At 71.6% G+C, this 13254-nt stretch carries 13 protein-coding genes; 5 read left to right on the forward strand and 8 right to left on the reverse strand.

Annotated elements, in window-relative coordinates; all coding sequences use genetic code 11:
- Positions 1-13 precede the first annotated feature (13 nt).
- Positions 14-535 (forward strand): DUF4396 domain-containing protein, encoded by a 522-nt coding sequence (locus tag ABT084_RS31495; RefSeq protein WP_351051203.1) that lies wholly within the window; start codon positions 14-16, stop codon positions 533-535.
- 98 nt (positions 536-633) lie between these two features.
- Here ABT084_RS31495 and ABT084_RS31500 read toward each other — a convergent pair whose 3' ends face one another.
- Positions 634-1266, reverse strand: coding sequence for a sulfite oxidase-like oxidoreductase (locus ABT084_RS31500; protein ID WP_351051206.1), 633 nt, complete (start codon positions 1264-1266; stop codon positions 634-636).
- A gap of 165 nt (positions 1267-1431) precedes the next feature.
- Between ABT084_RS31500 and bfr the strand changes: the two genes are divergently transcribed.
- Positions 1432-1911 (forward strand): bacterioferritin, encoded by a 480-nt coding sequence (gene bfr / locus ABT084_RS31505; RefSeq protein WP_351051208.1) that lies wholly within the window; start codon positions 1432-1434, stop codon positions 1909-1911.
- 79 nt (positions 1912-1990) lie between these two features.
- On the opposite strand, the gene ABT084_RS31510 is transcribed toward bfr, so the two are convergent.
- Together ABT084_RS31510 and ABT084_RS31515 are read right to left on the reverse strand one after the other, a co-directional pair.
- Positions 1991-2260 (reverse strand): (2Fe-2S)-binding protein, encoded by a 270-nt coding sequence (locus ABT084_RS31510; protein ID WP_351051211.1) that lies wholly within the window; start codon positions 2258-2260, stop codon positions 1991-1993.
- 149 nt (positions 2261-2409) lie between these two features.
- A complete protein-coding gene (locus tag ABT084_RS31515; protein ID WP_502969237.1) occupies positions 2410-3774 on the reverse strand; it encodes a class II 3-deoxy-7-phosphoheptulonate synthase in 1365 nt (454 codons plus the stop codon).
- Between the two features lie 253 nt (positions 3775-4027).
- Between ABT084_RS31515 and ABT084_RS31520 the strand changes: the two genes are divergently transcribed.
- Positions 4028-5944 carry an anthranilate synthase family protein gene (locus ABT084_RS31520; protein ID WP_351051215.1) on the forward strand — a complete coding sequence of 639 codons (1917 nt, stop codon included), beginning with the start codon at positions 4028-4030 and terminating at the stop codon, positions 5942-5944.
- 61 nt (positions 5945-6005) lie between these two features.
- Here ABT084_RS31520 and ABT084_RS31525 read toward each other — a convergent pair whose 3' ends face one another.
- The 5 genes from ABT084_RS31525 to ABT084_RS31545 all read right to left on the reverse strand — a co-directional run bounded on the left by ABT084_RS31525 (position 6006) and on the right by ABT084_RS31545 (position 11066).
- The gene (locus tag ABT084_RS31525; protein WP_351051217.1) at positions 6006-7001 is read right to left on the reverse strand and encodes a 2-hydroxyacid dehydrogenase; all 996 of its coding nucleotides are present in this window, start codon (positions 6999-7001) and stop codon (positions 6006-6008) included.
- Positions 7002-7148: 147 nt separating this feature from the next.
- Positions 7149-8177, reverse strand: a complete 1029-nt coding sequence (locus ABT084_RS31530; RefSeq protein ID WP_351051220.1) for a 6-phosphofructokinase — start codon at positions 8175-8177, stop codon at positions 7149-7151.
- A 170-nt stretch (positions 8178-8347) separates the two neighbouring features.
- Positions 8348-9043 carry a response regulator gene (locus ABT084_RS31535; protein ID WP_351051223.1) on the reverse strand — a complete coding sequence of 232 codons (696 nt, stop codon included), beginning with the start codon at positions 9041-9043 and terminating at the stop codon, positions 8348-8350.
- Positions 9040-10257 carry a MacS family sensor histidine kinase gene (gene macS / locus ABT084_RS31540; protein ID WP_351051226.1) on the reverse strand — a complete coding sequence of 406 codons (1218 nt, stop codon included), beginning with the start codon at positions 10255-10257 and terminating at the stop codon, positions 9040-9042. Before macS ends, ABT084_RS31535 begins: the two co-directional genes overlap by 4 nt.
- Before the next feature lie 71 nt (positions 10258-10328).
- A complete protein-coding gene (locus tag ABT084_RS31545) occupies positions 10329-11066 on the reverse strand; it encodes a lysophospholipid acyltransferase family protein (RefSeq protein ID WP_351051237.1) in 738 nt (245 codons plus the stop codon).
- Between the two features lie 165 nt (positions 11067-11231).
- On the opposite strand from ABT084_RS31545, the gene ABT084_RS31550 reads away from it, so the two are divergent.
- Complete coding sequence (locus tag ABT084_RS31550; RefSeq protein ID WP_351051229.1) at positions 11232-12011, forward strand: alpha/beta hydrolase; 780 nt, start codon at positions 11232-11234, stop codon at positions 12009-12011.
- Positions 12004-12579 carry a hypothetical protein gene (locus tag ABT084_RS31555; RefSeq protein WP_351051231.1) on the forward strand — a complete coding sequence of 192 codons (576 nt, stop codon included), beginning with the start codon at positions 12004-12006 and terminating at the stop codon, positions 12577-12579. Before ABT084_RS31550 ends, ABT084_RS31555 begins: the two co-directional genes overlap by 8 nt.
- Positions 12580-13254 lie beyond the last annotated feature (675 nt).

The following is a 13254-nucleotide window of genomic DNA, read 5'->3' on the forward strand; positions in this document are numbered from 1 at the left end:
ACAGGGGGTCGTCATGGATCACGCACACGAGCACGAGCACGCACAGGCCCACGGACATGAACACGGGCACGAGCACGAGCACGCCCACCACCACCCGGCTCCGGCCGGCTGGGCGACGGCTGCCCGGGCCACCCTCCACTGCCTCACCGGATGCGCCATCGGCGAGGTGCTCGGCATGATCGTCGGTACGGCGCTGGGCTGGGGGAACGTGGCGACGATGATTTTGGCGATCGTCCTCGCCTTCGTCTTCGGTTACGCGCTGACCCTGCGCGGCATCCTCGCGGCGGGCGTGGACGCGCGCACCGCGATCCGGATCGCGCTGGCCGCGGACACCCTCTCGATCGCCGTCATGGAGCTGATCGACAACGGCGTGATCGCGCTCTGGCCGGGCGCGATGGACGCGCAGCTGTCACAGGCGCTGTTCTGGATCGCGCTGGCGGTCTCGCTGGCGCTGGCCTTCGTGGTCACCACGCCGGTCAACAAGTGGCTGATCGGCCACGGCAAGGGACACGCGGTCGTCCACCAGTACCACTGAGCCGGTACCACTGAGCCGGTACCGCTGAGCCGGTACCACTGAGCCGGCACCACTGCGCCGGCACGACCGAGTGCCGGCGCCTACCGGCGTACCGCCGGTCAGACCTCCGGGCCGTCGCCCGGCTCCTCCTGGTAGGAGTACCGCTGCTCGCGCCACGGGTCACCGATGTTGTGATAGCCGCGCTCTTCCCAGAACCCGCGCCGGTCGGCGGTCATGTACTCGATCCCGCGCACCCACTTGGGGCCCTTCCAGGCATACAGGTGCGGGACGACCAGCCGCAGCGGGAAACCGTGCTCGGCGGTCAGGGGTTCGCCGCCCTGGTGCGTGGCGAAGAGGGCCCGCTCGGAGGCGAAGTCGGCGAGCCGCAGGTTCGAACTGAAGCCGTACTCGGCCCACACCATCACGTGGGTGGCGTTCGGCGCGGGCGGGGCCAGCTCCAGCAGACTGCGGGTGAGCACCCCGCCCCATTCGGCTCCCTGCATGCTGAATTTCGTCACGCAGTGCAGGTCCGCGACCACGGAAGAGAACGGCAGCGCCGAGAACTCCTCGTGGTTCCAGCAGTGCTTGTCACCGTCGGCGGTGGCGCCGAAGACCCTGAACTCCCAGCGGTCCGGCTTGAATTTGGGCACCGGACCGTAGTGGGTGACCGGCCAGCCCTTCTGCAGACGCTGCCCCGGAGGAAGCTCCAGCTGTGCTGCTTCCGGAGTTTCGCGGCTTTCCGGCTGACCCATGACTCCATGGTGACAGACTGACCAGGGTGGTCATGACCAGCTCCGAGCCGATTCGGGCAAGTCACAGTAACTCCCACTAAGGAGGCACTTACTGGACGCTCCTCAGCGGCGGTGCGAGGATGCGCGCACCTGCCCCGTCACACCACTTGGAAGGAGCCCGCTGCCATGCAGGGCGACCCCGAGGTTCTTGAATTTCTCAACGAGCAGCTGACCGGCGAACTGACCGCGATCAACCAGTACTGGCTGCACTACCGCATCCAGGACAACAAGGGCTGGACCAAGCTCGCCAAGTACACCCGTGCCGAGTCCATCGACGAGATGAAGCACGCGGACAAGATCACCGAGCGCATCCTGATGCTCGACGGCCTGCCGAACTACCAGCGCCTCTTCCACGTGCGGGTCGGGCAGACGCTGACGGAGATGTTCGAGGCGGACCGGCAGGTGGAGGTCGAGGCGATCGACCGCCTCAAGCGGGGCATCGAGGTGATGCGCGGCAAGGGTGACGTCACCTCGGCGCGCCTGTTCGAGGAGATCCTGGAGGACGAGGAGCACCACATCGACTACCTCGACACCCAGCTGGAGATCATCGAGCAGATCGGCGAGGCGCTCTACATCGCGCAGCTCATCGAGCAGCCGGAGAGCTAGTCCGAACCAGCCCGAACTAGTCCGAGCGGGTGTTTTCCGGCATGCGGTGCTCAGCGGCCCTTCGCGGCCCCGGGCGGCACTAGGCAGCCGGGGCGAGGGCCTCGTCGGCCACGGCGAGGACCGGGTCGGCGGCGAGCACGGCCGCCGCGCCGCCCTTCTCCAGCAGCTCGCGGCGGGGGCACGCGCCACGGCCGAGGATGCCCTGGATGGTCCGCACGCACGAGCCGCAGTCGGTTCCGGCCTTGGTGGCCGAGGCGATCTGGCGGGGCGTGCACGCTCCCGCGTCCGCGTGAGCCTTGACCTGCTTGTCCGTGATGCCGAAGCAAGAGCAGACGTACACGCGGTTCACCTCCCGGACCGGACGGACCCCCCATTCGGTGAGGCTTACCTAACCCTACCCAAACTTAGGGTTCCCTAAAAGACCCGGGTACGGCGATGGGGCGCGGATCACATCGATCCGCGCCCCATCGCCGTAGGAAGCCACCTACTGATCGCGACCTACTGGTCGCGGTACATCTCGGCCACCAGGAACGCCAGGTCCAGCGACTGGCTGCGGTTGAGCCGCGGGTCGCAGGCCGTCTCGTAGCGCTGGTGCAGGTCGTCGACGAAGATCTCGTCGCCGCCGCCGACGCACTCGGTGACGTCGTCACCGGTCAGCTCGACGTGGATGCCGCCCGGGTGGGTGCCGAGCGCCTTGTGCACCTCGAAGAAGCCCTTGACCTCGTCGAGCACGTCGTCGAAACGGCGCGTCTTGTGGCCGGAGGCCGCCTCGAAGGTGTTGCCGTGCATCGGGTCGGTGACCCACGCGACGGTCGCGCCCGACGCGGTGACCTTCTCGACCAGCTCGGGGAGCTTGTCGCGGACCTTGTCGGCGCCCATGCGGACGACGAAGGTCAGCCGGCCCGGCTCGCGCTCGGGGTCCAGGCGGTCGATGTACGTCAGCGCCTCGTCCACGGTGGTCGTGGGGCCGAGCTTGATGCCGAGCGGGTTCGCGATCTGCGCGCAGAACTCGATGTGCGCGTGGTCCAGCTGGCGGGTGCGCTCGCCGACCCAGACCATGTGGCCCGAGGTGTCGTAGAGCTTGCCGGTGCGCGAGTCGGTGCGGGTCAGCGCACCTTCGTAGTCGAGGAGCAGCGCCTCGTGGGAGGCGTAGAACTCCACGGCCTTGAACTCGGCCGGGTCGGTGCCACACGCCTTCATGAAGTTCAGCGCGTTGTCGATCTCCCGCGCGAGCTGCTCGTAGCGCTGCCCGGACGGGGAGGCCTTCACGAAGTCCTGGTTCCAGGCGTGCACCTGGCGCAGGTCGGCGTAACCACCGGTGGTGAAGGCGCGGACCAGGTTCAGGGTCGACGCGGAGGCGTGGTACATCCGCTTCAGCCGCTCGGGGTCCGGGATCCGGGCCTCTTCGGTGAAGGCGAAGCCGTTGACCGAGTCACCGCGGTAGGTCGGCAGCGTGACGCCGTCGCGGGTCTCGGTGTCCTTGGAGCGCGGCTTGGAGTACTGGCCCGCGATGCGGCCGATCTTGACCACGGGCACGGAGGCCGCGTAGGTCAGGACGGCGCTCATCTGGAGCAGCGTCTTCAGCTTGGCGCGGATGTGGTCGGCGGAGACACCGTCGAAGGCCTCGGCGCAGTCGCCGCCCTGGAGCAGGAACGCCTCGCCCTTGGCGACGGCTCCCAGTCGGGCGCGCAGCTGGTCGCACTCGCCCGCGAAGACGAGCGGGGGATACGACTCGAGGTCCGCGACGACAGCGCGCAGAGCCTCGGCATCGGGGTACGAAGGCTGCTGCGCCGCGGGAAGGTCGCGCCAGGTCGCCTTGGCGGCGGGGGCTTGGTTTTCAGCGTTCACGGTCACCTCGTACACATTACGTCGTCACACGGGCCGTCCAGCCCGGCGATCAGATCGTGAGACACGGTGGCTGCGGACCGGACGCCGCATGGGCTAAGGTCCGCGGCATGTACGCGAACTCGAACCAGAACTGGTGGTGGACCGCTCCGTTGGCGGCCCACTGAATTCGCGTACCCACCGAATCTGACGCGAAGGCCGCCCCCGGGGGCGGCCTTCGGTGTTTCCGGGCCGCTCCCTCCCCGCACTCCACTGGAAGGAAGCCCGTCCCATGAGGAACACGACCACCCTGGACGTCGCCGCACTGCTCGGCGGCTCCGGCCCGTTCGCCCTGCTGCGCCGGCGTACCCCCGGCCTGGACCACGACACCGTCGAGGTGCTGACCGGCCCGGTGCACGAGGCGCGGCGCCTGGCCGACCTGCCGCTCGGGGACCTGCCCACGCTCGCCCTGGTGCCGTTCCGGCAGATCCGCGAGCGCGGTTTCGACGTGCGCGACGACGGCACCCCGCTGAGCGTGCTGGTCGCGCGGGAGGCGTACGCGGTCCCGCTCGCCGCGGCCCTGGCGGCGCTCCCGGAGCACGAGGTGCGGGTCGAGGGCGGCGGCTTCGACGTCCCCGACGAGCAGTACGCGGCCACGGTGGAGCGGGTCATCGAGGACGAGATCGGCCGCGGCGAGGGCGCGAACTTCGTCATCCGGCGCACCTACGAGGGCAGCATCCCGGGCTTCGGCCGCGCCGACGCGCTCGCGCTGTTCCGGCGGCTGCTGGTGGCCGAGCGGGGCGCGTACTGGACGTACGTCGTGCACACGGGCGAGAGGACGCTGGTCGGCGCCAGCCCCGAGGTCCACGTCCGGATGACTGGCGGCACGGTGGTGATGAACCCGATCAGCGGCACCTACCGCCATCCCGCCACGGGCCCCACGGCCGAGTCCCTGCTCGCCTTCCTCGGCGACCGCAAGGAGACCGAGGAGCTGTCGATGGTCGTCGACGAGGAGCTCAAGATGATGTGCACGGTCGCCGACAGGGGCGGTGTCGTCGTCGGGCCGCGGCTGAAGGAGATGTCCCACCTCGCGCACACCGAGTACGAGCTGCGCGGACGCTCGACGCTGGACGCGCGGGAGGTGCTGCGCGAGACGATGTTCGCGGCGACCGTCACCGGCTCGCCCGTGCAGAACGCCTGCCGGGTCATCGAGCGGTACGAGTCCGGCGGCCGCGGCTATTACGCGGGGGCGCTCGCCCTGCTCGGCCGGGACGCCGACGGCACGCAGGTCCTGGACTCCCCCATCCTGATCCGCACCGCCGACATCAGCGCCGACGGCACCCTGCGCGTCCCGGTCGGCGCGACCCTCGTGCGCCACTCCGACCCGGCGAGCGAGGTGGCCGAGACGCACGCCAAGGCCGCCGGGGTGCTGGCGGCCCTCGGGGTGCGCCCGGCCGCGGCCCGGCCCGCTCCCGGCGCGGCCCTGCTCGGCGACGACCCGCGGGTGCAGGCGGCCCTGGCGGCCCGGCGGCGGGACCTGGCGCCGTTCTGGCTGCGGATGCAGGACCGGCCCGCCGAGGTGAGCGGGCACGCGCTGGTCATCGACGCGGAGGACACCTTCACGGCGATGCTGGCGCACGTGCTGCGGGTGTGCGGGCTGGACGTGACCGTACGCCGCCACGACGATCCGGGGCTGCGCTCCGCCGCCCTCGCCTGGACGGGCCCGGTCGTGCTGGGCCCCGGGCCGGGCGATCCGGCCGACCCGGCGGATCCCCGGATGCGCTCGCTGCGCGCGCTGGCCCGGGAGCTGCTGGCCACGCACCGGGACGGGCTCCTGGGCGTCTGCCTGGGCCACGAGCTGCTGGCCGCCGAGCTGGGCCTCCCGCTGGTGCGCAAGGCGGAGCCCGCCCAGGGGGCGCAGACCCCGGTCGACCTGTTCGGTACGCGGGAGGTGGTGGGCTTCTACAACACCTACACCGCGCGCTGCACGGACGCGGACGCGGCCCGGCTGGCCGCGGTCGGCGTGGAGGTCTCCCGGGACCCGGCGACGTACGAGGTGCACGCCCTGCGCGCGAGCGCCGCGCCCCCCGGCTTCGCGGGCGGCTTCGCCGGGGTGCAGTTCCACCCGGAGTCGGTCCTGAGCCTGCGCGGCGCCGACGTCGTCCGTGACCTGCTGGCGGCCATGCGGCCGGTGTCCGCCGGGTCGTGACCGCACGCCCGGATCCCGCTCCCGGAAGGCCGCTTCCGGGGGCGGGGACCGGCCGGGGCGGTCAGGCGCGCGGGACCAGGGTGTTCTCCGAGCGGCGGCCCGCCAGGTAGTCGCCCACGTTGGCGACGGTCGCCGCGATGATCTGCTCCACCGCGTCCCGCGTGTAGTACGCCTGGTGCGAGGTCACCACCACGTGCGGGAAGGTCACCAGCCGCGCCAGCGTGTCGTCCTCCACCGTGTCCAGCGACTTGTCCAGGAAGAACACCCCGGCCTCCGCCTCGTACACGTCCAGCCCGACCCCGGAGAACCGGCCCGCCCGCAGCTCGCTGACCAGCGCGTCGGTGTCGACCAGCCCGCCCCGGCTGGTGTTCACCAGCATCGCGTCGTCCTTCATCATCCGCAGCGCCGCCGAGTCGACGATGTGGTGCGTCGAGTCGAGCAGCGGCACGTGCAGGCTGATCAGGTCCGCCGCCGCGAACAGCTCTTCCTTCTCGACGTACTTCATGCCCAGCTCCACGCAGGCCGGGTTCTGCGCGATGTCCCAGCCCAGCAGGTTCATCCCGAACCCGTGGGCGATCCGGGTGAACGCCTCGCCGATCTTCCCGGTGCCCACGACGCCCGCCGTGCGGCCCCGCAGGTCCCGGCCCATCAGGCCGTTCAGCCGGAAGTCGAAGTCCCGGGTGCGGTTCGAGGCCCGCACGATCCGCCGGTTGACCGCCATGGCCAGGGTCCAGGCGAATTCCGCGACCGAGTAGGGCGAGTAATAGGAGACGCGGCCGACCGTCAGGCCCAGCCCGGCCGCGACCTCCAGGTCGATGTTGTTGAAGCCGGTCGAACGCTGGGCGATCATCCGGGTCCCGCCCGCGGCCAGGGTCCGCAGCACCCGCCCGTTGAGGTCGGCGTTCACGCTGGTGGAGACGATCTCGTAGCCGGCGGCGATCGGAGCGGTGTCCTCGCTCAGGAAGACGTCCAGCGCGCGGAGCTCGTGCTCCCCCGCGAAGGCGCCCTCCAGCAGCGGCTTCTCGTCGGCCGTCACACCGAATGCCAGGATCTCCACGCCTGCTCCTGTCCGTAGAACGGCCGGATCACGGGTCGCACACCGGTCGCGCACGCGACTCGTCCGCGTGCGCACCGCTTGTCACGATACGACCCGTGCCCCGGGCACGCCCGCCGGCAAGATCCGGAAGGGAGGCCTGCGGCGGCCTCAGCCGAAGAAGACCCCGGCCTCCGCGTACAGCGCCGGGTCCACCGTCTTGAGCTTCGCCGTGGCCTCGGCGATCGGCACCCGGACGATGTCCGTCCCCTGGAGCGCGACCATCTTCCCGAAGTCCCGCTCCCGCACCGCGTCGATCGCGTGCAGCCCGAAGCGGGTGGCGAGCCAGCGGTCGAAGGCGCTCGGCGTGCCCCCGCGCTGCACGTGGCCGAGCACCGTCGTACGGGCCTCCTTGCCGGTGCGCTTCTCGATCTCCAGGGCCAGCCATTCGCCCACGCCCGACAGCCGGACGTGCCCGAAGGAGTCCTTCGTGGCGTCCTTGAGCACCATCTCGCCGTCCTGGGGCATGGCGCCCTCGGCGATGACCACGATCGGCGCGTAGCTCGCCTTGAACCGGGAGGTCACCCACGCGCAGACCTGGTCCACGTCGAAGCGCTGCTCCGGGATGAGGATGACGTTGGCGCCGCCCGCCAGCCCCGAGTGCAGGGCGATCCAGCCCGCGTGCCGTCCCATCACCTCGACGACCAGGACCCGCATGTGCGATTCGGCGGTGGTGTGCAGCCGGTCGATGGCCTCGGTGGCGATGCCGACGGCGGTGTCGAAGCCGAAGGTGTAGTCGGTCGCCGACAGGTCGTTGTCGATGGTCTTGGGTACGCCGACGCAGGGGATGCCGTACTCCTCGTACAGCCGGGCCGCGACCCCGAGGGTGTCCTCGCCGCCGATCGCGATCAGGGCGTCGACCTCGTACTTGGTGAGGCTCTCCTTGATCCGGCGCACCCCGTGCTCCACCTTGAACGGGTTGGTGCGCGAGGAGCCGAGGATGGTGCCGCCGCGGGGCAGGATCCCGCGGACCTCCCGGATGCCGAGCGGCACGGTGTCGCCCTCGACCGCGCCGCGCCAGCCGTCCTTGAACCCGATGAAGTCGTACGCGTACTCCTGGACGCCCTTGCGCACCGCGGCGCGGATGACCGCGTTGAGCCCGGGGCAGTCGCCGCCGCCGGTCAGCACTCCGACCTTCATGGAATCTTCCCTTCGCCAAGGGGCCCGCTGAGCCCGCACGGCGGCCACGCTAGTGGTGACGCAGGTCACCCGACCCGCGCGGGAAGGGTCAATTCCGGTGGATCACAGGGTGGTTGCGCACTCACGTTCACTCGTACGGGAATTCGTACGATCTACACCCGGCCGCCGCCCTACGCGTCGTCGAGGCCCCGTTCGATCGCGTACCGGACCAGCTCCACCCGGTTGTGCAACTGGAGCTTGCCCAGGGTGTTCTGGACGTGGTTCTGCACCGTGCGGTGCGAGATGACCAGGCGTTCCGCGATCTGCTTGTACGACAGCCCCTTGGCGACCAGGCGCAGGACCTCGGTCTCCCGGTCGGTCAGCTGCGGGGCCTTGGGCTCGTGGGCGGCGGCCGGGGCCGGGTCTCCGGCCAGACGGCGGTACTCGCCGAGGACCAGACCGGCCAGGCCCGGGGTGAAGACCGGGTCGCCGACCGCGGTGCGATGGACGGCGTCGATGAGATCGGCGGCGCCCGCGGACTTCAGCAGATAGCCCGTCGCACCGGACTTGACTGCCTCCAGCACGTCGGCGTGCTCACCGCTGGCCGACAGGACCAGGACCCGCAGGGCGGGGTCGGCGCCGACCAGCTCCTTGCAGACCTGCACCCCGGGCATGCCGGGCAGGTTGAGGTCCAGGACCAGGACCTGGGGCGCGGCCGCGCGGGCCCGGCGGACCGCCTCGGGGCCGTCGCCCGCCGTGGCGACCACGTCGAATCCCGCGGCGGCGAGGTCGCGGGCGACCGCGTCCCGCCACATGGGATGGTCGTCGACGACCATCACCTTGATGTCGGCCGCCGCCCGGTCCCCCGCGCTGTGTTCGCTGTTCATGCGGACCCCGTCCTCCCCCTCGGTACTTTCAGTTCCACTTCGGTGCCCTGGCCCGGTACGGAGACCAGCTCGGCCGTGCCGCCGAGGTCCCGCAACCGCCCCCGGATCGACTGGGCCACGCCCAGCCGGCCCTCGCCCGCGGCCTGGTCGAGCCGGCCCGCCGCGATGCCCGGTCCGTCGTCCCGGACCGTGACGATCACCTCGTCGCCCCAGTCCTCGACCAGGATCCAGGCCCGGGCCTGCTCGCCCGCGTGCTTGCGCACGTTGTCGAGGGCCGCGCCGACGGCGGCGGCCAGCTCCCGCGCGGCGGGCACCGGGAGCGGGACCGGGGCGCCCGGTTCGGCGAAGCTCACCCGCGACCCGGCGTGCGGGGCGAGGAGCGAGCGCAGGTCCAGCTCCCCCTCGTCCGCGCCGGGTTCCGCCACCTCGACGCTGTCCACGAACGCGCCCCGCGACTCGTCGCGCGAGACCCGGGAGGCGGGCACCAGGCCGCTGGAGACCAGGGTGCGCAGCGCCACCTCCTGCTCGCCCGCCATCCGCCCCAGCTCGGCGGCCTCGCCGCCGACCTCGGCGCCGCGGCGCTGGACCATGGCGAGGACCTGGAGGACCCCGTCGTGGATGTCCCGGGCGAGGCGCTCGCGTTCGCGGGTGGCCGCCTCGATCTCCAGGGCGCGGGCGAGGGTCGCCTCACTGGCCCGGGCGACCTCGACGACGTACCCGATGGCGATGGAGGCGACCCACACCAGCAGCACGTTGTGCAGGGTGTCCCGGGTCGGTTCGCCGCGCTGGATCACGATGTTGGCGACGGCCACGAAGGAGGAGGCGAAGCCCGCCCAGCGCCAGCCGCCCTTGATGGCGAAGGCGAGGACCGCGCCCGCGCTCCAGATCGACGGGAGGGTCGGGCCGCCCGCGGCGATCCGCTCCTGGGTGTCGGCGAGCGGGGTCAACAGGATCCCGACGACCGCGACGGTGAGGTCCGCCATGAGGAACGGCTTCGTACAGACCGCCGCGCCCGCCACCTTGGAGAAGGTGACCAGGGTCCACAGCACGAGGAAGCCGAGGTAGCAGGACGCCACCCAGGGGCGGTCGAACTCGCGGTGGGCGAAGGCGAAGAGCAGTACCGCGTAGACGGCGGTGAGCAGCCGGTAGGCGGTCAGCGCCCGCCACAGCGGCTGCTCGACCGACATGCGCACGACGCGCTCGCGTTTCGCCATCTCCCCCACCCCTCACGGGCGACGGCCATGTCCGGTCCGCGCGCCCCGCCCCACCTCGCCCCGCGGTCGCGCTACTTCGGCCCGGCGTCCGCTTCCTTGTCCTTCGCCTCCGCCGCCTGGTCGGCCTTGGCGGCCTTCTCGGCGTCGGCGATCTGCCGCTTGGCGGCGGTCGCGTAGATGTCGACGTACTCCTGGCCGGAGAGCTTCATGATCTCGTACATGACCTCGTCGGTCACCGAGCGCAGGATGAAGCGGTCGCCGTCCATGCCGTGGTAGCGGCTGAAGTCGAGCGGCTTGCCGATCCGGATGCCCGGACGCATCAGCTTCGGGACGACCTTGCCGGGAGGCTGGATCTTCTCGGTGTCGATCATCGCCACCGGGATCACGGGGGCGCCGGTGGCCAGGGCCACCCGGGCCAGGCCGCCGGGCTTGCCGCGGTACAGGCGCCCGTCGGGTGAGCGGGTGCCCTCCGGGTAGATGCCGAACAGCTCGCCGCGTTCGATGACGTCGATGCCGCTCTTGATGGCGGCCTCACCCGCGCCGCGCGCGCCGGAGCGGTCCACCGGGAGCTGGCCGACGCCCTTGAAGAAGGCGGCCGTCAGCTTGCCCTTGACGCCTGGCGAGGTGAAGTACTCCGCCTTCGCGATGAAGGTGACCTTCCGGTCCAGCACCGCGGGCAGGAAGAAGGAGTCGGAGAACGACAAGTGGTTGCTCGCGAGGATCGCCGGCCCCTCGGCGGGAATGTTCTCGAGGCCCTCCACCCACGGCCTGAAGGCGAGCTTCAGGGAACCGCCGATGGAGAACTTCATTGCGCCGTAGATCAACTCGAAAGCCTTCCTTTGTCTGTCGAACAGACCTTAACCCGTGACCGCCCCTGTGGCGGCCCGACGACCCTGGTCGGTGTCAGCCCGGTCGCGTACGGTGAAGTAGCACAGCGCGCCCGTCCCCAGAACGTGATGATCAAGGAGAATCAGGTGCCCGTCCTCCCTGGAGCCGAGCCGTTCCGCCACGAGGGCGGAGAGGTCGGCGTCCTTCTCTGCCACGGCTTCACCGGTTCCCCGCAGTCGCTGCGTCCCTGGGCCGAGTATCTGGCCGAGCGCGGGCTGACGGTATCGCTGCCGCTACTCCCGGGGCACGGGACCCGGTGGCAGGACATGCAGCTCACCGGCTGGCAGGACTGGTACGCGGAGGTCGACCGCGCCCTGCGGGAGCTGCTGGAGCGGTGCGAGCAGGTGTTCGTGTTCGGCCTGTCGATGGGCGGTGCGCTCACGCTGCGGCTCGCCGCGAAGCACGGGGACGCGATCAGCGGGCTGGTCCTCGTCAATCCGGCCAACAAGGTGCACGACCCGATGGCGTTCGCCCTCCCGGTCGCCCAGCATTTCATCCGCTCCACGCCGGGCATCGCCAGCGACATCGCCAAGGGCGGCTCGGAGGAGGTCGGGTACGACCGCGTGCCGACCCGGGCCGCGCACTCGCTGCGCAAGTTCCTCCGGATCGTCGACACCGAGCTGCCGCAGGTGACGCAGCCGCTGCTGCTCCTGCACAGCCCCCAGGACCATGTCGTCCCGCCCGTGGACTCGGCGCGCGTCCTCGCCCGGGTGTCGTCGACCGACGTCACCGAAACCCTGCTGGAACAGAGCTACCACGTCGCGACGTTGGACCATGACGCGGAGCGGATCTTCGCGGACAGCTACGCGTTCATCGGGCGGCTCGCGGAGAGCATCGGCAGGGAGGGGGCGGCCAGCGGTGGCTGAGCACGAGGAGTCGTCAGGAGGCGTTCCGCCACTGGACGAGGAAGCGGCGTGGGCGGCGATCGTCGCCGGGTACGGGCAGGAGCCGGCGGATCCGCCGGGTTCCCGGCCCTTCAGACCCATCGAGAACCTGCTGCTGCCGGAGGAGGACGTCAAGCCGGAGCCGGAAGCGGGGCCGGTGGGTCCGCCCGTCCTGGGCAGCTCGGTAGTGTTCGCCCCGGGCGTGGGGATCGGCCCGCGGGACCACGCCCTGCCGGAGCCGTCGCCGGAGCCGTCGTCGGCGGCGGAGGCCGGGGACTCCGACTCCTCCTCCTCGGACGAGGGCCACTTCGTCCCGCCGGAGCCGCCGCCGCTCCCCTCGGGTGACGTCACGTCCCGCTTCGCCTGGCTGGCGGTGGTGGGCGGCCCGTTGCTGCTCCTCCTGGCGGTGCTGCTCCAGTGGGAGATGACGTGGTGGCTGACCGCGCTGGGCATCGGCGGCTTCCTGGGCGGCTTCGCGACCCTGGTGGCCCGCATGACCCAGGGCGACGACGACGAGGACGACCACCCGGGCCGCGGAGCGGTCGTCTGACCCCGCCCCCCTGAACCCCGGCCCCGGCCCGGCCTCGCACCCGGTGCGCGGCCTCAGCCAGGCCTCGGGCCCGGTGCGCGGCCCCGCCCCCTGACCTCGGGCCCGTCCGCCGGGTCGGGTACGTGTGCTCGGCCACCGCGGCCACCCTCCGGGCCGGTGATCCGCCCCCGGTCCGGCCTCCGGTCCTTTGGCCCGGCCCCGCGCCTCGGCCTCGGGCCGGTGTCGGCCCGGCTTGCCTCCGGCGGGCCCTCAAACGCCGGGCAGGCTGATTGTGCGCCCCCCACCGTCGCGAGGCTCACCCACGCCCCCCCCTCGGCCCCGCCCCAGAACAAACCCCGGCCCACAAAACCAGCCCACTCCACCCCCATCCAGCCCGCCCGGCGTTTGAGGGCCCGCCGGAGGCACCACCAGCCCAAGGCCGCCCACCCCAGAGCCAGCCCACACCAGCCCCATCCAGCCCGCCCGGCGTTTGAGGGCCCGCCGGAGGCACCACCGGCCCGACGCCGCACACCCAGGGCCAGCCCACACCAGCCCCATCCAGCCCGCCCGGCGTTTGAGGGCCCGCCGGAGGCACCACCAGCCCGAGGCCGCCCACCCCAGAGCCAGCCAACTCCAGCCCGCCCGGCGTTTTATGGCACGCACGGGGCTGCCCTATGGCTCTGCATACCATCCAAC

It is taken from the genome of Streptomyces sp. NPDC002138, from assembly GCF_040296485.1.
Taxonomy (GTDB): Bacteria; Actinomycetota; Actinomycetes; order Streptomycetales; family Streptomycetaceae; genus Streptomyces.

What these genes read in the sequence shown, in the direction of transcription:
- ABT084_RS31495 (WP_351051203.1), top strand. Translation starts at nt 14, where the DNA reads ATGGATCACGCACACGAGCACGAGCACGCACAGGCCCACGGACATGAA.
- ABT084_RS31500 (WP_351051206.1), bottom strand. Translation starts at nt 1,266, where the DNA reads ATGGGTCAGCCGGAAAGCCGCGAAACTCCGGAAGCAGCACAGCTGGAG.
- bfr (WP_351051208.1), top strand. Translation starts at nt 1,432, where the DNA reads ATGCAGGGCGACCCCGAGGTTCTTGAATTTCTCAACGAGCAGCTGACC.
- ABT084_RS31520 (WP_351051215.1), top strand. Translation starts at nt 4,028, where the DNA reads ATGAGGAACACGACCACCCTGGACGTCGCCGCACTGCTCGGCGGCTCC.
- ABT084_RS31530 (WP_351051220.1), bottom strand. Translation starts at nt 8,177, where the DNA reads ATGAAGGTCGGAGTGCTGACCGGCGGCGGCGACTGCCCCGGGCTCAAC.
- ABT084_RS31535 (WP_351051223.1), bottom strand. Translation starts at nt 9,043, where the DNA reads ATGAACAGCGAACACAGCGCGGGGGACCGGGCGGCGGCCGACATCAAG.
- macS (WP_351051226.1), bottom strand. Translation starts at nt 10,257, where the DNA reads ATGGCGAAACGCGAGCGCGTCGTGCGCATGTCGGTCGAGCAGCCGCTG.
- ABT084_RS31545 (WP_351051237.1), bottom strand. Translation starts at nt 11,066, where the DNA reads ATGAAGTTCTCCATCGGCGGTTCCCTGAAGCTCGCCTTCAGGCCGTGG.